General features: G+C 63.9%; 29 protein-coding genes. 5 read left to right on the forward strand and 24 right to left on the reverse strand.

The features are described 5' to 3' along the window. Window positions 1-12: 12 nt before the first annotated feature. The 14 genes from G502_RS0103250 to G502_RS22865 all read right to left on the reverse strand — a co-directional run bounded on the left by G502_RS0103250 (window position 13) and on the right by G502_RS22865 (window position 9,020). Complete coding sequence (locus G502_RS0103250) at window positions 13-486, reverse strand: hypothetical protein (RefSeq protein WP_022727224.1); 474 nt, start codon at window positions 484-486, stop codon at window positions 13-15. A gap of 4 nt (window positions 487-490) precedes the next feature. Beyond that, window positions 491-859: a hypothetical protein gene (locus G502_RS0103255; RefSeq protein WP_022727225.1), complete on the reverse strand. Its 369-nt coding sequence runs from the start codon at window positions 857-859 to the stop codon at window positions 491-493. A 12-nt stretch (window positions 860-871) separates the two neighbouring features. After that, a complete protein-coding gene (locus G502_RS0103260) occupies window positions 872-1,138 on the reverse strand; it encodes a hypothetical protein (RefSeq protein WP_022727226.1) in 267 nt (88 codons plus the stop codon). 81 nt (window positions 1,139-1,219) lie between these two features. Continuing rightward, window positions 1,220-1,555, reverse strand: a complete 336-nt coding sequence (locus G502_RS0103265; protein WP_022727227.1) for a hypothetical protein — start codon at window positions 1,553-1,555, stop codon at window positions 1,220-1,222. Between the two features lie 80 nt (window positions 1,556-1,635). Beyond that, window positions 1,636-2,637 carry a N4-gp56 family major capsid protein gene (locus tag G502_RS0103270; protein ID WP_022727228.1) on the reverse strand — a complete coding sequence of 334 codons (1,002 nt, stop codon included), beginning with the start codon at window positions 2,635-2,637 and terminating at the stop codon, window positions 1,636-1,638. Window positions 2,638-2,662: 25 nt separating this feature from the next. After that, window positions 2,663-3,790 carry a hypothetical protein gene (locus G502_RS0103275; protein ID WP_022727229.1) on the reverse strand — a complete coding sequence of 376 codons (1,128 nt, stop codon included), beginning with the start codon at window positions 3,788-3,790 and terminating at the stop codon, window positions 2,663-2,665. 6 nt (window positions 3,791-3,796) lie between these two features. Then, window positions 3,797-3,994: a hypothetical protein gene (locus tag G502_RS0103280; RefSeq protein ID WP_022727230.1), complete on the reverse strand. Its 198-nt coding sequence runs from the start codon at window positions 3,992-3,994 to the stop codon at window positions 3,797-3,799. 8 nt (window positions 3,995-4,002) lie between these two features. Beyond that, complete coding sequence (locus G502_RS0103285) at window positions 4,003-4,227, reverse strand: hypothetical protein (protein ID WP_022727231.1); 225 nt, start codon at window positions 4,225-4,227, stop codon at window positions 4,003-4,005. Further along, on the reverse strand, window positions 4,224-4,412 hold the full coding sequence (locus G502_RS0103290) for a hypothetical protein (protein ID WP_022727232.1): 189 nt from the start codon (window positions 4,410-4,412) through the stop codon (window positions 4,224-4,226). Before G502_RS0103290 ends, G502_RS0103285 begins: the two co-directional genes overlap by 4 nt. Further along, the gene (locus G502_RS0103295) at window positions 4,409-6,745 is read right to left on the reverse strand and encodes a hypothetical protein (RefSeq protein ID WP_022727233.1); all 2,337 of its coding nucleotides are present in this window, start codon (window positions 6,743-6,745) and stop codon (window positions 4,409-4,411) included. Before G502_RS0103295 ends, G502_RS0103290 begins: the two co-directional genes overlap by 4 nt. A 17-nt stretch (window positions 6,746-6,762) precedes the next feature. Then, a complete protein-coding gene (locus G502_RS18445; RefSeq protein WP_022727234.1) occupies window positions 6,763-7,509 on the reverse strand; it encodes a phage terminase large subunit family protein in 747 nt (248 codons plus the stop codon). Then, entirely contained in the window at window positions 7,509-7,829 is a 321-nt protein-coding gene (locus G502_RS0103305) for a Gp49 family protein (RefSeq protein ID WP_169513646.1), read from the reverse strand. Before G502_RS0103305 ends, G502_RS18445 begins: the two co-directional genes overlap by 1 nt. Window positions 7,830-8,010: 181 nt before the next feature. After that, a complete protein-coding gene (locus G502_RS0103310) occupies window positions 8,011-8,193 on the reverse strand; it encodes a hypothetical protein (protein ID WP_022727236.1) in 183 nt (60 codons plus the stop codon). 14 nt (window positions 8,194-8,207) lie between these two features. Continuing rightward, window positions 8,208-9,020, reverse strand: coding sequence for a terminase large subunit domain-containing protein (locus G502_RS22865; RefSeq protein WP_367401672.1), 813 nt, complete (start codon window positions 9,018-9,020; stop codon window positions 8,208-8,210). A gap of 311 nt (window positions 9,021-9,331) precedes the next feature. Between G502_RS22865 and G502_RS22870 the strand changes: the two genes are divergently transcribed. Further along, window positions 9,332-9,700, forward strand: coding sequence for a hypothetical protein (locus tag G502_RS22870; RefSeq protein WP_367401674.1), 369 nt, complete (start codon window positions 9,332-9,334; stop codon window positions 9,698-9,700). A 282-nt stretch (window positions 9,701-9,982) separates the two neighbouring features. Here the strand turns inward: G502_RS22870 and G502_RS18460 are convergent, their stop codons facing one another. Continuing rightward, window positions 9,983-10,516, reverse strand: coding sequence for a DUF2280 domain-containing protein (locus tag G502_RS18460; protein WP_022727238.1), 534 nt, complete (start codon window positions 10,514-10,516; stop codon window positions 9,983-9,985). A gap of 12 nt (window positions 10,517-10,528) precedes the next feature. Then, on the reverse strand, window positions 10,529-11,239 hold the full coding sequence (locus tag G502_RS0103330; protein WP_022727239.1) for a putative metallopeptidase: 711 nt from the start codon (window positions 11,237-11,239) through the stop codon (window positions 10,529-10,531). Between the two features lie 270 nt (window positions 11,240-11,509). Here G502_RS0103330 and G502_RS0103335 point away from each other — a divergent pair, with 270 nt between their 5' ends. The 4 genes from G502_RS0103335 to G502_RS0103350 all read left to right on the forward strand — a co-directional run bounded on the left by G502_RS0103335 (window position 11,510) and on the right by G502_RS0103350 (window position 12,984). Continuing rightward, window positions 11,510-11,977, forward strand: coding sequence for a hypothetical protein (locus G502_RS0103335; RefSeq protein ID WP_022727240.1), 468 nt, complete (start codon window positions 11,510-11,512; stop codon window positions 11,975-11,977). A gap of 3 nt (window positions 11,978-11,980) precedes the next feature. After that, window positions 11,981-12,184, forward strand: a complete 204-nt coding sequence (locus G502_RS0103340; protein WP_022727241.1) for a hypothetical protein — start codon at window positions 11,981-11,983, stop codon at window positions 12,182-12,184. After that, window positions 12,159-12,581: a hypothetical protein gene (locus tag G502_RS18465; RefSeq protein ID WP_155957781.1), complete on the forward strand. Its 423-nt coding sequence runs from the start codon at window positions 12,159-12,161 to the stop codon at window positions 12,579-12,581. The genes G502_RS0103340 and G502_RS18465 overlap by 26 nt, the downstream gene beginning before the upstream one ends. 130 nt (window positions 12,582-12,711) lie before the next feature. Then, window positions 12,712-12,984 carry a hypothetical protein gene (locus G502_RS0103350; RefSeq protein ID WP_155957782.1) on the forward strand — a complete coding sequence of 91 codons (273 nt, stop codon included), beginning with the start codon at window positions 12,712-12,714 and terminating at the stop codon, window positions 12,982-12,984. A 180-nt stretch (window positions 12,985-13,164) separates the two neighbouring features. Here G502_RS0103350 and G502_RS0103360 read toward each other — a convergent pair whose 3' ends face one another. From G502_RS0103360 to G502_RS0103395, 8 genes are all read right to left on the reverse strand, one after another. After that, window positions 13,165-13,929, reverse strand: coding sequence for a hypothetical protein (locus G502_RS0103360; protein WP_022727245.1), 765 nt, complete (start codon window positions 13,927-13,929; stop codon window positions 13,165-13,167). Further along, a complete protein-coding gene (locus G502_RS0103365; protein WP_022727246.1) occupies window positions 13,926-14,831 on the reverse strand; it encodes an LvrA C-terminal domain-related protein in 906 nt (301 codons plus the stop codon). Before G502_RS0103365 ends, G502_RS0103360 begins: the two co-directional genes overlap by 4 nt. A gap of 98 nt (window positions 14,832-14,929) precedes the next feature. After that, complete coding sequence (locus tag G502_RS0103370) at window positions 14,930-15,361, reverse strand: VRR-NUC domain-containing protein (RefSeq protein WP_022727247.1); 432 nt, start codon at window positions 15,359-15,361, stop codon at window positions 14,930-14,932. After that, window positions 15,361-16,041: an NERD domain-containing protein gene (locus G502_RS0103375; protein ID WP_022727248.1), complete on the reverse strand. Its 681-nt coding sequence runs from the start codon at window positions 16,039-16,041 to the stop codon at window positions 15,361-15,363. Before G502_RS0103375 ends, G502_RS0103370 begins: the two co-directional genes overlap by 1 nt. After that, on the reverse strand, window positions 16,041-16,223 hold the full coding sequence (locus G502_RS0103380) for a hypothetical protein (protein WP_022727249.1): 183 nt from the start codon (window positions 16,221-16,223) through the stop codon (window positions 16,041-16,043). The genes G502_RS0103375 and G502_RS0103380 overlap by 1 nt, the downstream gene beginning before the upstream one ends. Continuing rightward, on the reverse strand, window positions 16,220-16,777 hold the full coding sequence (locus tag G502_RS0103385; RefSeq protein WP_022727250.1) for a hypothetical protein: 558 nt from the start codon (window positions 16,775-16,777) through the stop codon (window positions 16,220-16,222). Before G502_RS0103385 ends, G502_RS0103380 begins: the two co-directional genes overlap by 4 nt. Next, entirely contained in the window at window positions 16,774-17,361 is a 588-nt protein-coding gene (locus G502_RS18470) for an MT-A70 family methyltransferase (RefSeq protein ID WP_022727251.1), read from the reverse strand. Before G502_RS18470 ends, G502_RS0103385 begins: the two co-directional genes overlap by 4 nt. Next, entirely contained in the window at window positions 17,358-17,693 is a 336-nt protein-coding gene (locus G502_RS0103395; RefSeq protein WP_022727252.1) for a helix-turn-helix transcriptional regulator, read from the reverse strand. The genes G502_RS18470 and G502_RS0103395 overlap by 4 nt, the downstream gene beginning before the upstream one ends.

A 17,693-nucleotide genomic window follows, 5' to 3' on the forward strand; every position in this document is an offset into this window, starting at 1 on the left:
TACTCCCGGCTCTCAGGCGTGCAGCACCTGGAAGGGATAGGCCGGCACCTTGCGGGGCTCCGGGTTGATTCCCCCGTCGGGCAGAGCCTCGTAGCGGTGCGTGACCGCGTTCTTGAGCACCTGGTAGTAATCCTCGGGGATATCCACCTCCTGCCCGCGCGGGACCAGCATGACGCGGCCATTGACGCCGATAGGCACGGCCTCGTCGCCGCCCGGCTCGTCGGTGCGCTGAATCAGGATGCGGACCTGCTTCTTGCCCGGCGGCTGCTGCTCGGGCGTGGCCGGCGGTGGCGGGGTGCCTTCCTGGGCCTGGTGCGCGTCCGCAACCTCGACGATGATCTCGTCCTTGGTCCAGGCCTGGCTCACCTTGGCGCGCAACGTCTCCAGCTTCGTGTTGTGGGGGACGCTGATTCCCAGATAGGACTCCGCGAAGTCGCGTAGCTGCTGCTCGGTCGCCTCTGCAATCGGTATCTTCTTGGTTTCCATGGGCTCACTCCTTGGTGAACTTGGCGCCCGCCGCCTCAAGGGTCGGCAGGGCGTGCGACGGCACAGAGACCGGCTTGTTCAGCGGGAACTCCATGACACGTCCGTTGACGGCCAGTTTGATGGGGTCCATGCCGTTGCAGCTATGGATCGTCAGGCGGGTTTTGCCCTTCTCTGCCGCCCTGGACAAAACGGGATCAGGGGCATCGGCGGCGCGGGTCGCGTCGGACTCCGCCAACTGGAGGCTCACGACCTCGGCCACGAGATCCGCCTTGGTCTTGCGGCGGTCCAGATCGACCTCGAAGGCGGCCTTGGCGTAATCCTCAAGGCCCTCCTTCGTCAGCTTCTCCAGATCGCTCCGGGATTTCTTCTCCATCACGGCACCCCCTTACACTACGGCCACGGCGGCGCCGGTGTCGCTGCGCAGCCAGTTGGTGCCATTTGAGAAGGCCAGGATCGGGCTGCCGGCGGCCCCGTCGCTGCAGTACACAGCATGATTGGCGTACTCGCTGGCGCTGGGCAGATCGGCCACGGCATAGCTGGGCAGGCCGACGGGGGCCGTGGGCTCCGCGAACTCGCGCAGAAGCACGCCTGTATCGCCGTAGCTGCCACGTGCGGCCATGTTGGCGTGCTGTACCTTGGTCTTGGTATCCATTGCTCTGGTTCCCTTTCGTCAGGGGCGTTGTGGGCTTCGGGGCCGCCTCAGAAAGCGAGACGGCCCCGGTCACTGCGCCAATCAAGCCGCGCCTGCGCCGGAGCGCGTTGCGACGTAAACAAGCGTCTGGTTGTTCACGTTCAGGTCACTGTCGGCGCCGATGGTGAAGCCGTAGCCCTCATCATTGTCAGCGCCGTCATACGGTGTGATGCCGTTCGACGTGATCTTGGAATAGGCCACGGTCCCGCCCTTCAGCTTGAGACCGTGACCGTCGTCCATGTCGGAGGTCCACTCGACGGAGACCGGGTTGGTCGCGTCGATGTTGAAAATCCTCACATGGTCGGGCTGGAAGCCCAGGGCGACGTTGATGGCCGACCCTGTGCCCTCGACGGTGCCCGTTTTGATGTTGGGGTTCATCGCTCGGTCCTTTCGCGTAATGAAACGTTACACCGGCGGTCGCGACGAGAGGCGCCCTGCCCCTCGCCGCGTCCGTTGGCTTACAGGTCGGTCGCGCCGACTTCGAGGCGGGCCATCCAGACCTGGTTGAGGATGACGGCCGTGTGCCAGGTCTTCCAGCCGACATAGCCGCGCTGGCCCAGGGGGTCCGACTTATCGGACTTGCCTGGGCGCAGGATCGTGGGCGAGACGGCGCCCTGCCCGCGCAGGGGCACGATGCCGTAGGCCTCCTTCCCGAAGATCAGGATGGGGTACACATCCACGTTGCTGCCGCCCTGGCTGACCATGCCGTTCAGGGTGCCGCTGCCCTCGCCCTCGAAGGGCTCCAGGTCGGGAGACGCCACAAAGCGCACGTCCTCGACCGTGCCGATCTCGTATTCGGAGACCGGCTTGCGGTTGCCGTACTCGGCCACCGGGATGAAGCCCGGAAGCTCGCGGATATCGGCCTCCAGGTCGGTGTGGTGGACCGCCACGAAGGACGCCTCGACCGGGCGGGTGGCATAGTTGACGCTGCCATCGAGGATCTTGGTGATCTTCATGGCCTTCTGCGCCTTCAGCGCACGGGTGACGGCCCGCACCTTGGACAGCGAGATGGCCGTGTTCACGTCTCCGCGCCCTGTGCCGTTGGCGTAGTGGACATTGGTTCCGGCCCGCAGGACGCCATAGGTCAGGGCTTCTGTGGTGCGGCCAATGTTTTCGCCGGCCTGCTCGGACGCATCGTTGAGAACCGGATCCTCGTGGGTGTCCTCGATCACGTCCGTAACCTCGACCACCTGGCCGTACTGCTTGAGGGATGCGGTCACATCCTCATAGGCAAACTGCGTGGCAGACGGGGTCACGCCCTCGACCAGGGGAGTCGTGGCCGCGGTGAACACCTTGGGCCGACGAAACTTGATGGTCTGGGTCTTGTTCTTGGGCATCGGCTTGGTCAGGCCGAACTTATCCAGCACGGTGACTGGCGCCGCATGCCGAAGCATCTGCCGCTCGGCATAGACGTTTGTGCGGGGGCTCACCCCTGCGTCGGAATAACGGGTCATCGTCATGGTTCAGGTTCCTTGCCTTCGACGATCAGCCCCTGGTTCGCCGCTCCATCTCGTCAAACTGCTTCCATATCTGTTCCGGGTCGCCGTCCTCCGGTATGCCGGTGGCGGGGCCTGGACCGCGCGAGCGCGTAGCGGAAGCCGATTCCAGTTGGCGCTGTCGCTTGCCAGCGAGCTTGTTGTTTCCACTGCCCTGGCCATTCGACCGGGGCGCTGCTTGCTGTGTGGGCCCGCCACCCTGGGACTGCTGCTGTGCCTTGAAGCGGCCAACCACGTCGGCGGCTTCCTCTGCATCCACGATATCCTGGCCGTTTCGATACGCGGCCTCACGGATATGCCGGGGCTGGTCATTCAGCCAATCGACGAACGCCTGGTTCGACGTGACTTCCTGCCAGTCCGGGTGCGCTTCGCTGAGAAGGTCCGCTTGCTCTTCGAGGGCCGATTGCCGGCGCTCCTGGCCTATAGCGGACAGCTCCTTGTTCTGCCGGGTAATCTCGGCCTGCAGGTTGCCGACAACCTTTTCGAGGGGAGCGGCCACCTCCGGGTATTCCTCCCGGAAGGATTGCCAGTCCTCCGAAGCGAGAAAGCCATCCTCCTGGCCCTCGCCCTCCTGGCCTTCGCCTTGTCCCTGCTGTCCGGCGGCCTCGCTCGAGGCGGCCTGTTGCTGAGGGTTGGCTTGCGCGGCCTGGATCTCGTTAAGCTGTCGCTGCAGGGCGGAAATCCGCCCGGAATTGCTGCGAAGCTGATGCTGCAGTCGCTCTTTTTCCTGCTGAGCGGCCTCAAAGGCGGCTCTCTGCTCGGGGGTAGCGTTCGCCCACAGTTCGGTGTCGTTCTGCTGGGTGTCGCCAGTCTCGGCCTCACCGGACGCATTGCCGTCGGGTGCCTGGCCGTTATCGGAGGCGCTGTCGTTGTCGCGGTCCTGGGCGCTCTCGGCGTCGGCTGCGCTCCACTCGTCCCCGGCATCCTCGGCACGGCCCTCGTCGGGCGGTGGCGATCCTTCGCCGGCGTCGTCACTCGCAGCGGACTGTTCCGCCTCGTCGAACTCGCTCCACAGCGCGTCCTCGTCCTTACCCGCATCTTCCAGAGAATCGTCGATCAGGTCAAGATCCTCGGGCGCCAGGTCTTCGGACGTATCGTTGGTGTTGATGTCGCTCATGGCGCGTTAGCTGCCCTTCTTGCTGGTGCTTGCGCCCTTGTCGCCCATGCCCTCCAGGGCCTTGGACAGCTCGCGTTTCTTCTTCATGGCGGCCTGCAGGCGCTTCTTGTCCTGCTTGATCTTCTCGGCCCGGATCAGCGTCTCCAGGTCGTGCTGGGCCTGCCAGTCTTTCTCGTCCATATCCATCGGTACGGGCTCCATCATGGTTGGGGTCACTCCTGCGGCTCGTTCGGCTGGTCCAGCTCACTGCGGCGCGGCAGGGCCAGCAAATCGCGCAGCGCCGCCACACGTCCGCGCTGGTACTCGGTGTCGATCGGCGATGTGCCCGGTGCCTCCAGCGTGCTGCGGCTGCGCTCAAGCTGGGCCTCGCCCCATTCCTTCACGCCATCCCAGGTCGCGCTGGCAGTGTCGATCTTCTCGTGTGGACGGCGGGTCATGCGTTGCCTGGCTCCTGGATCGTCTCACTGCCGTCGTCATGCAGGATGATGCGGCGGCACCAATGGCAGTGAATGTCAGCCGCCTCGATCTCGGCGTCCGTCATGATGCAGCGCGGCGGACCCTGGCAGACCATCACCCAGGGATCGCGCGGCGGCAGGCCGCCTATCATCTCCTGGCGCGTCATAGGTAGCCCCCCGACTGAACGTCGCTGCCGCGCAGATCGCGGCGTTCCTCGACTGCGGCTTCGCTGGCGAAGATGCGCTCCTTGCTGGCGCGCTCGGCCTCTCCTTCGGCCAGCTTGGCGCGCAGCTGCTCCAGGGTCATGTTCTGCTGCGCGGCCAGTTCCATCATCTTGGTTTCGCGCTCGATGTTGGCCAGTTCGAGCTTAATTTTCCCCTCCATCTCGGCCAGGTTCATCCTGCTCTCGATCTCCAGGATCTTCGGGTCTGTGTCCTCGGGCTGCTCAGCGGCGGCGGCGGCCTCCTGGGCCAGCTCTTCCTCGGTTTTCAGCACCTCGTCGGCCGGCAGCATCATGGTCTGCATCAGGCGGCGCATCATGGGCAGGCCACCATGCTTAAAGAAGATCGACAGCGTTGGATGGGCCGAGAAGTTGGACAGGACGGCCATCAGGTTGGCCGACTGCATCTCGCGCACCAGCAGGACCGAGGTGCCGCGCGCATCGACCTCGTAATCGCCCTTGATGTGCTCCTTCTGGCTGAACTGCATCAGGAAGTCGTAGATGCGCCGGATGTTCGGCGTGGTCATGTCGTCGTCCCAGTTCTTGACGATGCGCCGGAACACCACGTTGGTCGCGTTCATGAGTATCGACATACCCTGGGCGGTCTGCGTGGTATGGCTGCCCTGCTCGCCCTGAGCGATGATGGGCATGCTGGTCTCTTCGTCAATGTTGCGGCTGGCCAGCTCGATGATGTTGGCCATTTCCTGCTGCATTGAGTTGATGTGGTAGGTCTCGAACGCCGGCTGATTGGCCGGGCCGCTGGAATCGCGATACCAGAGCTTCCGGGGCTCAAGCGTCCATTTGCCGTTGGCCGGCTGCACGACCTCCCGGTTCACGATGATCTGCGGCCCACTGGACAGGCCGGAGTTGTCCATCATCGTCCGCCAGGCGGCGTTGAGGGCCTTCTGGCTGTCCCGCATCAGGTAGGGCACGCCGAAACCGAAGATCGAGGCGTCGTCCTTCTCCAAGCAGAAGACCGAATAAATCTGGTCGCCGCTGTCCAGGTGGTGCAGGCCGAACTTCAGCACCTCGCCCTGACAGAACCAAATCACGACCTCGATCTCCTGGAGCGGGTCGGGGTCTTCGCCTATGTCCTCCAGGATCTCGGGCTGATCCAGCGCCTGAGCCAGGGTCTGCAGCTCCTCGGCCTCAAGCGGGCCGTGATACTCCCAGACATGATAGCGGTCGCTCATGTTGTCGTGGTGAGCGCCTGTGATCGAGCGCAGGTCCGACAGATAGGTCGGTATGGAGTTGCGCGGCGTGTCCTTGAGCAAGCGCCGGATCGCATCGTCCGAGAAGCCGGGCTCACGGGCCAGCTTGCGCAGGGCCTTGGGGTTCATCAGATGGCGCTCGAAGATGCCCTCGCAGTCGTCGATGTTGCGCGCGTCCATGTCGGGAAAGAAGTTCCAGTAATCCACACGCCAGTAACGCGGCCTGGGGTCCTCGACCTCCTGCATCTCGTGGACCGTCATCGTCTGGCCCGACTCGCCCGTCACCTCGCGCTGCTGCCAGGTGCGGCGCTTCCTGCCGCCCACCACCGGGCCTTTCATGATCCCGGTTCCGGCCTGGCAGGCATCGCGGATCACGTCGCGGGCCTGGATGTTGTACTGGCACTCGCGCAAATGATCGTCGATCTCTTCTTCCATGTGCCGCGCGCGCTTGCGAGCCTCTTCCATCTGCCGGCGCAGATCCGCCGCCTTGCTTTCGGCCGCGTCGGCCTCCTGCTGGAGACGCTGCTGCATCTGCTCCTGGGGCGGCGTGCCCGCGCCTGGGGCGGCGCCTTGACCAGGGACACTCTGCCCAGGTGCGCCTTCCTGGGCCGGCTGTGGCCCCTGCTGCTGAGCCTCGGCGGCCTGCTGCTTGGCCTCTGCGGCTTTCTGTGCGGCCTGCTCGGCCTCGACCGTCAGTTCGGGGACCGGCGTGGGCCGCACACCCCAATTCTTGTCGTCGGTCGGGAACAGCATGTCCGACAGCCGCGCCTCCATCGAATTGGTCTTGGCGCGCGTCTTGTTGATGTAAAGCTTTGATTTATCGTTCTCGGACAGGTTCTTGAGAACGCTGTCCTCGTACTTGCCATGAAACTGGCGCAGATCCTCAAGCCAGCGCTGTTCGACCTCCTGGCGCTTGCCAACGCGGTCCTCGGCCTCCTTGTCCAGACGCCCGACGATGGCGGTCAGCTTCTCACGCAAGCGCCGCTCGCGCGCGGCTTCATCCTCCTGCTGGCCTTCGCCCTCGTCCTCAAGTGCGTTACTTTTTGTTACGCCTGAAATCGCGGCCATAGGACTGTCTGCTCCCGTCAATAGCCTGCCGTGGGGTCCCCTGCGCCGGCCGATCCAACGGCCATTTGCGTCTCTGCGGGCCTAATCTTAGCACATGAAAGGCCTGACAGCACAAGATATCGTGTGGCGTCCATCAGGTGATCGAACTCCTTGACCACTTTCCCGTTCTCGTCGCGCCGATACAGGCGGTACTCGGCCTGCCAGTTCTGGAGCGTGCGGAAGACCTTCAGCCGGCCCGTACTTAATCGTTCCCACACGGCATACATGCCCGCCTCCAGCGCGTTGTCGGCCTCGGTCAGCTTGAGCCCCAGGTTCCGGTACTGCGCCAGGAGCTGTTCGCCGTCGCCCTGCTGGCGTCCGCGTGCCGCCGGATCAATGACGCCGGGGATCCATTCACCGCGCGCCCGGATGGCTGAGGCGTGAATGCTGGGCTCGGCCTGGCCCCGGTAATGCTCGGTGTAGAGGTAGATGCAGTCAATCGCCCGGTCCCAGGCGCCCCATACGGCGGCCGTGCGGTTCCAGCCCACGTCCATGCCATAGACGCGCGGGAAGTAGGGCGGGATCGGAAAGGGATCGACCAGGATCTCGCTCGGCGGGATGGGATAGATGGCGCCCGCGCCCAGCGACGGGATGCCAGCCGTTCGCGCATCGCGCAGGTGGGGCGGTGTTGCTGCCATAAGCTCGGCCTTTGTCTTCTCGTCCAGATGCGGAATGTCCTGCCACCCGGCCTGCACCAGGTACTTGGACGGGCTGATCTCGGGCATCAGCCGCCCCGCGCCTGGTAGCGCTGCTCGGCCAACAGGAAGCCGAAGAGCGGCCACAGCTTACGGAAAGCGTCGTCGTGGGCGATCTTGCGGCCAATGTCGGCGTCGTAGTTTGCCGGATCGACGCAGGCCGACTCCCCGCGCACCGAATAGCCGTTGTCCAGGGTGATGTTGCAGATGGTCACGGTGCTGTTCGGCAGGACCGTGTACTGCGCGTCCCGGACGCGCTTCGCCATCGCCTCGGCGGTAACGTGTGGGCCTGGCCGATCCTCGGCGAGGGCGGCAGCCAGTTCGTCGTCTGTCATCAGGTTGGGGTTCATGGGTCGCTCCATCGGTTGTGTGAAATGACGGCTTCCGCACCTTTCCGGCTATCATAGTTGCCCGCGTCCGCCGGTTTGCCCAGCCCCGCGCGTGTGGTCTTCTGAGGGGCACGTCGCGGTTAGGGAGGTGTGGCGTTGTAGGCGGCGCCGTCGGGTCCGCCCACAGGAGTGGGACGCGCCCCTATCTGCTGCCGGTGCCTTCGGTTTCCCCGCGCAGGAAGTGCAGATAGACCGTCGCGCGGTCCACCACGTCTTCCGGCGTCGATTGTTCGTTGTTCGCCATGCTGAGTGCCGTGGCGCGGAGATCCACGTCGCTTGGCAGGCCGCTGACCTGCTCGGGCATGTCTTTGGTGTCGGGGGTCATGTCGTGTCCTTTCTTCAGGCTGCGAGATCCGGCCTCTGATTGGCCGGCATGAAGCTCATTACGACCTCGGACAGGCCGCTGAGCGGGGTGAAGGTGAGCATGGTGATGCCGTTGAGGGTCGCGGTGCGGATCAAACACTCGTTGTAAACGTCCAGGGGCGGCTCTTCGTCCAGCCAGATGACGTGCTTGCCGGTGCCCTGGAAGGCTTTGCGGCCCTGATCGTAGGACTTGAGCGCCAGGTGCGATGTGCCGCCGCTGGCGTGCTGGACCGGAATGGTATCAACCAGGTTGGCGACACCGCTGCGCCAGGTCGGCGTGCCCAGGAGATAGCCGGGGACGATGCCGCGCCCGTCCATCTTTTTGCGACCGCCGCCCGAATAGGCGATCTCGCCCAGGAGGGTGAGCTGGATGATATCGCGCGTCGTCTCGTAGGTGTCGCCCGCCGCCCAGGCCGAGACGGGCTGCTCGAAGCGCCGGCCCTCCCACCAATGCGGGTACAGGCCTGTGAGGTGACAGGCGACCTCGTAGCCGCCCAGGCCGAAGGTTTTGCCCGAATTGTGGTGTGTGACGCCGCCCGCAACATAATTATTTGTTACGGGGACATGAGCGTCTATGATTGGCTGCAAACCAAGCGGGACGATGGCCTGGATTGTATCGCCCCCCTTTAGCTGAGGATGATCTGATGGGTAAAAAATCGGCATGTGAGCCGCATCACGAAGCCATTGCTCGACTGACTGCCCAGGGATATGGGCGTCACACCATTGCGCGCCAGATAGGCGTCTCGCACGCTGCATTGTCCGCATACATGATACGCCGGGGGATGGCATCGGGGCATGAGCCTGGGGCACATCGCCGGCGCATAGACCGAGAGGCTGTCCGGCGGCTGCTCGAAGATGAGGGGTTAACTCAAGAGCAAGCTGCGCAACGGCTTGGTTGCTGGCGTCAATCCGTAGAGAAGATTGCGCGGTCGCTGGGCCTGAAAGCAGCCCGAACAGGCCCGCGAAGCGGCGTAGATCATCCTGGCTGGCAAGGCGGTCGCTGCCTGGACAAGCATGGATATGTCTTAGTGTACGCGCCACTTCATCCGTCGGCGCGAAAAGGAGCGGGGCGCGTGTCCGAGCATCGCCTGGTCGCCGAGATGGCGCTAGGTCGATACCTCCAACCTGGTGAAGTGGTGGACCACCAAGATAACCACCCACGTCACAACTGGCCTGATAATCTTCGCGTCTATGCCAGCAACGCAGACCACTTGCGCGCGACACTAACTGGTCGAGAGAAAGCCAGCCCGCGTGCGTCAATACCCGGTGCTTACGGGAGCAGTCAAAGAATTGACCGCTGTCCAGAACCACACGAAACGCTTGCTCAATGCCCTTCAGATATCCGCCATGCGCTTGAGCGACACATAGAAATTCACCGGCCCGCGAGATCACAGGCGCATTTGCCTTTGTCCAAACTTCTGCGCTCAGGGCCGCGCCATCCGGCGTTTCAAGGTAGGTCCAGGGCGTGATGCAGCGATTCGCCATCATCGCACAGCGCTCGCGGTACTCCGCGCCGGCGGCCAGCCATTCCATGTGCTTCGGGTACTTGTGCCGAGCGTAGAGCGTCTGCCCATGCGCGACCAGGCCGTCCATGATCGAGGGGCCGGTCCAGATCGTGTCAGTGTCCGGGTATATCTCGTGAAAAAGCCGCTGCGCCAGGCGGTTTTCCTTTTCGGCAAGCACCGCAGCCAGCTCCGCTTTCTGCCGCGCAGACAGGCGGTTGATATCGTACTGCTGGGCAGGCGCCGCGCTCATGATGTCTTGCCGCCGCCCTTCTTGCTGTCTTCGCCGCCCCCTCCGCCAGCCATAGTGGCCAGCAGCTTGTTCAGCTTCTGGTCAAGTTCCTCGTCCGGTACGCCCTCCCAGGCAATCGGCCCGCCATCCTTGCCAGTGAGCTGGCGCTGGTTCGTGAAGCTGCCGCCCGTTTCCTTGGCGATCTGCTCCAGCATGTTCGCCATGCCCACGAAGTTGTTGCGGCCTTTGAAGGCGCGCGCGGCATGCGCCAGGTGCTTGAGCCGCACCGCCTTGTTCGCCTCGGGCACCTCGCTCTCGTACTTCTCGAGAAAGCGCTTGCGGGTCGCCTCGAAGGTCTCGCGCAGGCGCTTGGACAGGTTCTGGCCGGCGCGCTTCGTGGGGTCATAGCCCTCGGCGGCCTGGGGCGTGATCTCGATGCCGTGTTCCTCTTTGAACGCCTTGGCCGCTTCCGATGGCGTGTCAAAGCAGGCAAGTCTCTGGACGATAAAGACTTTCTGGATCTCGGTGAGACGTCCGCGATTTTTGGCCACGATCTACCTCCTTCAGGCCGCTCGCGCCGCACATGTGCCACAGGCTTGCGCCAGTTCGACCGGGCTGATTTCGGGTTTTTGGGCGGCAGCAATCACCATGTCGGTGGCGGCTGGCCCGGCAGCCTCGATCCCGAAGCGGCGCACCACGGAGACGAACTCCTCGACGTCGTGACCGCGCATGCCCCAGATCGGTTCGCCGGTCTCCTTGTTGAAGCGGGGCATCCCGTATTGATCGACGGCCTGGGCGCAGTGGCACAGCTCGTGATCGACCAGGGCGGCAAAGGTGGCGTCGTCGCAATCGGTGGCGTAGAGCGCATCGAAGGTCAGGAGGAAGTCAGGCGGATCGCCGAACCATTCGCGAAGCTGCTGCTCACCGCGGGCCCGCGCCCATTTGCCTTTCGGGAGCGCGTTGGCGGGCAATTCGGCCTGTCCGACGATGCGGCGGCCCTGACGTTCGTTGGCGGCATTGGTCCAGAGAGCGCCGATGCGGGCCTGGCAGAGGTGCAGATGGTCCTCGAAGTAGAGCGGGCCGTCTTCCTGGAGGTAGGCCCTGCCGATCCAGGCGGTCAGTTCGGGGGCTGGCACGAAAAGCGGTTCGCCCAGCATGGCCTGCATGGTGGTCAGATGCTCGGGCGGCCGCGGTCTTTCCAGCGACGAGGCGGCCAGGGCGTCCGAGATCGGTATGACCTGTCCTGTCTTCTTCTTACCTGTTGCTGCTGCCATCGAGATGATGCCCCTGTCGTGACGCGGTTTTCGCGCAATGATACCCCTTTACTGTGCGTCACGGATGGTTACGGGGCAAGCCCTTTAAGCGCCTGAGAACTGAAGAGGTGCGGTCTCTCGCGTGCGGGCGCAGGCATGCGTGCGGGCGCGCGCGCGGGCGTGTGATCCTGTTCCTGTCCTGGGTAACTTTTTGTTACGAATTTTCTTGATATGAGACGCGAATCGGGGCCATGATCCCGTGGTCTATTCAACCGATAAGGAGATATTTCGATGAACGCAGATGATTTCGCGGGCATGCTCAAGAAGGCCGGTTTCCAGGAGATCGGGGGCGACCAGGCGCACCGGCGGGCACCCAATCCCGACAACGACGCGGTGGTGATGGAGCTGCGGCGCCGCGCCGCGACCCTGCACAGCTACGATAACGCTCACAACGTCGAGGCGGGCGACTTCGTGCAGTGGAAGGAGGGGGGCGACGACACCAAGAACTTCCCGCAAGCGGGCCAGCCCATGCTGGTCTTGCGCCGCCTGCCCGACCTGCGGGACATGACCAACGGCGAGTCGCTGACGTGCCCCTATGTCATCAGCGATGCCACGAGCCACGCGGGCGGCGGGTGCTTCATGGAGTGTCAGAACCTCGTCGTCCTCTGCCTGGGGCCGTCCGGTCTCTATCACTCCGCCGGAATAGACCAGCGCCACGTCGAGCCGTACCAGGGCCGCACGGATTTCTCGGACGCCTGAGCCATGTGCAGCCCCGGCCTGAACCACCGCAAACGCAGCCGCAAGGAGGTCGCCCGCATCCGGTCGCGGGCGGCCCGCCTTGCCTTTGCCGCCGGCCATTACTGGCAGCGGCTCAACGACGCCCAGCGCGCAGGATACCTGCGGCACGCTGAACTTCAGATCGACAAGGAGAATCAGGACCATGACAGCAGCGACGATGACCAATAGACGCAGCCAGGGACCGCGCGACCTGGGCTTTGCCCTGAAGCACATACCCAACGTGGCCGACGGCCACAGGAGGGCGACCCGCGCCCTGGAGGGCACCAAGCGCAGCTATCTCGAATACCGGCCCGACGAGTACCAGAGGCGCTTCGGCGGTGTCGCCAACGACATCCACATGGCGCTGGCGCTCATGGAATCGGCAGACGCCGGCATATCGGCAGCGACCGCCTGGCTCGACGAGGTGGAGTTTCTGCTGGGCCACAGCCTGGATGGCGACGAGCGCCAGGACGGCTACAGCCTGGATTACGGCCTCGATCTCTACCGCGCCGGCCTGACGGCCCATGAGGCGGCCGAGTTGACCGCCGCGCGGAAGCGCAGGCAGTTGGCGGGCGGTGCGGCATGAGCGCGCCGACCGCAAGGCAGACCGGGCTCTGGATGTGGTGGTGGTGCGCGTTTTTTATCCCTGCCTATCGCACCCTGCCACAGCCAGTGCCGTCGAACGACAACCCTCCGAGACAGTTTGGACAGATTTGATGACTGATGACACTGCTTTGATGACCACGGCGGACCTGGCGCGCGCCCAGGAGAAGCTATCCGCGGAAAATCGCACCGGCTGCGTGGAGATCAGGGGCTGGTGCGTCCGCCTGCGCGTCATCATCCGCACGCGGACCTATGATGGATACGCCACCTGTGAGCGCTTCCTGGATATCCCCACCACAACCTCTGCCCAGCTATGGAACACGGTGGCCGATATGATCTCCAGGATCGAGGAAAAGAGCCACCAGGACAGAAGGCGCGCGGCATGATCCGCGCAATCCTCAGCCTCGACCCCCGCAGCTTCCTGCTGGGCTGCGCCCGCTTCCTGGGCCTAATGGCACTTCTCGGGATCGTGATGGCGCACCTCCTGGGCCTGACGTGATGGCCCGACACTATCCTCCCCCTCGGGCGGTGCTGGATGATCCGGCGCCGCCCTTTCTTTATCCCCCTCAACGATTTTCCCGAAACGTCGTTTTTCCATTCAGTGTTAAAGTGGTCTTCTGGATCAGCCTCAAAATTGGCCGCTGAGTGACCGAGGGCGCCCTGCCCGGTGTTACCCCACCAGACGCCCCCGACTTGCCATCCTGTGCCTCGAAATTTTCGACTGACGCATAACTTTCTGTTCCGTCGCCGGTCGTCATGCCGCCCTTCATCTGCTGAAACATGCGCTCGACCTTGGCCTGCTGGTCCGGTGAAAGGTTCTCGGGCTTCAGGCGGTCTTGCTGGCGCTGGCGCTCGCCCTGGCGCCGTTCGTGCTCCGCGATCTGCGCCCTGGCCGCCTGAAGCATGCCCTGGCGCTCGGCCATCAGGGCCTTGGCGTGCTGATAGACCTCGGCGCAGGACGGCAGCCATTTGCAGATCCGCCGGATCTCATGGACCGTCCGGGTGATAATGTCCTCCGGGAACTCGGCCAGGTCGAACGACAGCGAGTGAATGAAGGTCTCGGCGTGCTTCTCGTCGCGAAACGCGCTGTCCGTGACGCGGTAGCCGCCGATCAGGGCCCGCGTCCACTTGCCGACCGCGGCCTTGTCCGCCGGCTGCATGGCGCCCTCCAGTTCGGCCACGGCGCGGCGCAGCTCGCCCAGGGGCAGCAGCCGGTCGCCGGCGCGCGGTTTGCGGCCCTCCTTCATGCGTTCGCCCCAGGCGCTCAAATCGCCGGCGTGCTGCCGGACGGTGGGGCAGGTTTCCTCGGGGATAACTGCGGGTAGGGTCATTGCCAATCCTCCATGCGTTGCGCGTTTTCGGTCGCCACCCGGAAGATATCGACCTTGCCGCCAGCCTCCTGGCTGGTCGCCGGCAGGTCCTCGTCCTGCCACCGGCCCTCGTTGAGCCAGGTCGCCGGGTGAACGGTGTATTTCGGATCCTCGCCCTGGCGGCTTTCGGCGTAGCGCTCCATCGCCGCGATCACGGCCTCGGGGTCGGCCCGGTGCCGTGTCAGCGCCGTGCCGAACTTCTGCCGCGCCTTCTGCTTGCCGACCTTGCGGGGACAGGCTGACCAGAAGCGCTCAAACAGCGCGTCGATCTCGGCCTTGCTCCAGGTGGCCTCGTTGGCTAGCTCGGGCTCGTCGTCAGGCGGGTTCGGGTCTTGCGGTGCTGCGTCGCCCCCCTGCTCTTCATCCGGTTGATCGAGGAAGCCGACACCATCGTCGTCCGCCTCGTCCCCCTGGGGGGACTTATAGGGGGGAGTCTGGTTGGTGGTTGGTGGTTGGTGGTTGGTGGTTAGTTTTTCTGCCGATAAACCGATAGCTTTTCCCTTGTCTTGATTTTCTTGCGTTTTTTGGCTTGGTCGCCCACCTTTCGCCCCGTTTTCAGATGCACTTTGGATACGTTTCGATGCGCGTTCGACCTCACTTTGCGCACGTTTCTGATACAGTTTGTTGCCGTCATCGAGGCCCAGCTTACCCATATCGACCAGCTTTTCGATGATGCGGCGAAGCTGTGACGGGCGGATCATACATAGACCGGCCAGGCGCCTGTCGTTGTACGGAATGGGTCCACCTTCTGACATGATGAGCGTGCAGACCATCCAGTAAACACCTGCCTCGTCAGCGCGTAGGACATTGCCCACACCGGCTATGTATTCATCGGGGTAATAGTCAACGCGGCGAACTTTCATCGTTCCCTCCTGTTGGATGGGCGGGGGCTGGACCGGGCCGGAGAGACACCCGGCCAGACACCCCGCCCGCGCGCTGGGGCCAGCAGCGCGCGCTCTGTCTATCGCGCCACGGTCTCGGGCGCTTTCAGGTTCCTGGCGCTGCAAGGCACGCCAATCGTGTGCAGCGCCTCGATAAATTCCTCGACGCTGCGAATGATGAAGACGACGCCGCCGTTCATCGTGATCTCGTCGTGCCTGTCGCGTTGCTCTTTCGGCGGCAGGCCGACATGGGGCGGCTTGAACTCGAACAGTACCGGCCTGCCCTTCCAGATCATCAGCAGGTCCGGCCAGCCTTTGCGTAAGCCCATCGCCTTGCTCTTGCCGGCGACGGCCTTGGTCTTGTGTGGTAGCGGGTTGATTGCGGTCCAGGCAGGTCCGCCCTCCTGGGGATTCGGCACGAAGCGTTCCAGGATATCTACGCACCCAATCTGGATGCCGTCCTCGATGCGCTGTTGGTGTGACCAGCGCTTGCCGGGCCGCGTCTTAGCCATCACTCTACCGCCCCCATCTCGGTGACGGCCGGATCGGCCTCGCAGCACTCGCGGCGGCGGAGGGCGGCGCAAATGCCGTGCGTCAGGTCGCGGCCTGTGCAGTTCCAGCGCAGGGCATTTTGCATCTCTGTCATATTGGCACGTTTCCTGACCGGCACGCGAAGTTCGCCACATAGGGCATAGAGTTCATCACGCCAAAGCATCCCGATTGACCCCGATGGGAGAGACGTGGCCGGCCTCATATTCTCGATCCTCCATCGGGCCAAGTTATCCATGCTTCGGTTTGCGGAGCGTACCCGGCGGGGATAGATCCAGGCCGGGCCATGACGGAACGGTTTTGGGAGGTCGCGCATGTAGTACACCCCATCCCGCTCGTAATGAGCGGTGAACTGATTGGTTTTGTACTCGACCAAAAATTTCTCATGCACTGCGTAGTAGGCCTGATGCGACACGCGCCTCATGGCGTGCAGCTGATCCGACAAACGATCCAGCTTGTCCTTCGCGGACTTGATCTCCACCGCGATGATTTCGGCCGGCGAGACAGCCAATACGTCAATCCGATTGCCGAAGCTTCCGGCGTTTATCTCGTGGATAATCCGGGCCTCGGGACGGTGGTGGCGCAGGTGATCCACGACTTCGGCACGGATCTCTGTCTCGGCTTCACTGCGATACGCCGGCATCAGCCCCCACCCTCCATGCTGTCGATGGCGATGATCGCGCTCATAAGGACGCCGGTCAGAACCAGGTTGCTGACAGAGCTGAAATCTGTTGATGGCGTGAGCGCGCTATCAGCCAGGGCGAGCAAGGCGCCGATCCCGAAGCCGCGCAGGATGATCCGGTTGGCGGTCTGGCGCTTTTTCATCGCAGCCTCGACCCTGGCTTGACCCAGCATCGCTGGTGATGTTCGGGGCAATAGGCGCTGTCCTCCTGGACGGGGGCGCCGCACTTGTCCGTGTCCTTCCGCCCGCTGGCGCTTGCGATGTACTGGCAGGTCCTGGGGCGCCAGCCGCCGGCCCCCTGCCCCAGCATCAGGCGCTTGGCGCTCTTGGGTGGTGGGGGACGCTCCGTGTCAGGAGGTGCGGGGGTTCCGGCGCCCCCGCTCGCCCTACTCCCGGCGTCATCAGCGGCGCGCGGTCCATTCTCGCTCGCAGCCTCTTCCGGTTTCGCTTGGGATTCCGTGACGGGGCTTTCGCCGGACGCGTGCCCGTCGGACGCGCCATTATCCTGCTGCTGCCCAGGTGCGCAGTTCTCAGCAGTTACCGGCTCAGCAGCACGCGGCTGCTGTTTTGTTCCTATATCCGCCTTCAGCAGTGCGCGCACACGCCGCTCACTCAGGCCATAGACCATGGCAATGGTCGCCTCGGTGGCGCCCTTCGCCGCCATGTGGCGCATGGTCTCGATATCCTCGTGTCTCACGATGCTGCCCCCGCGAACCTGTCAACATCGTTCCCCCACACATCCCACCCAGGCCTGCGCTCGCGCGCAAACAGCTCACAGCGCGGTCCGTCCAGAAGGTTGGCGTATTCCTGTGGCACGGAGTCAGGTTTCCGGCTGTGTTCACGGCGCCGACCTAGAATAATACTGCTGGGCTTGTGCCCGCCTAGCCCCTGGGGCCTGCCACGTTTCCCGATAAGCAGGATCTCGGCATTGCCGACCACCTCATACCCGGTTCCGCGCGCGAAGCTGTCAGGATAGAGAAAGAGACCATCCTCACGGGGCCATAACTTTCCCCAAACCCTGGCCGTTGAGTAGCGGAAGCCCCAGGCCCGCAGTACCTCGAATGACTTTTCCAGCATTGGCATTGTCGCCCACATCAACAGGCGGCACCCGTCGGGGTGGGCAAGCTTCCTTACCGGAAGATCCTTTATTTCCTGCAGGGGCATGCAGCCGTAGTGGTTCGTCGGGTTCCGGCTTGGCCCTGACGAAAACTTCCACGGTGGATCCACATAGATAACCCGATACGCACCGCTTTGCAGTGGGGCAAAGAACCATTCCGTCATGGCGCCCCCTTCCCGTCATCCAGCAGGGCGCCGGCCAGATCGTCTTCGGCCACCAGGATCAGCAGACGCCTGATGATGGTCTTCTGATCCATGCCGCGCTTGCGTGCCTCGGCCTCGAAGTATTGGGACGCTTCCGGCGGCAGGCTGGCGAGGTTGACGTGCTTGCGCCCCGGCGCCCCTGTCTTGAAGTGGGGGATATCCATGCCGGCAAGGCGCGCTTTGCGCAGGTGGGCATAGACCGTATCCCGCTGCATGCCCAGCTGGCAGGCGATATCGGCAGGCCGCACCCCGCGCTGAGCCAGAACGACGACGATCCCCCCACGACCCGACAT

Origin of the sequence: Fodinicurvata sediminis DSM 21159, from assembly GCF_000420625.1 — a bacterium.
GTDB classification, from domain to species: Bacteria; Pseudomonadota; Alphaproteobacteria; order Kiloniellales; family DSM-21159; genus Fodinicurvata; species Fodinicurvata sediminis.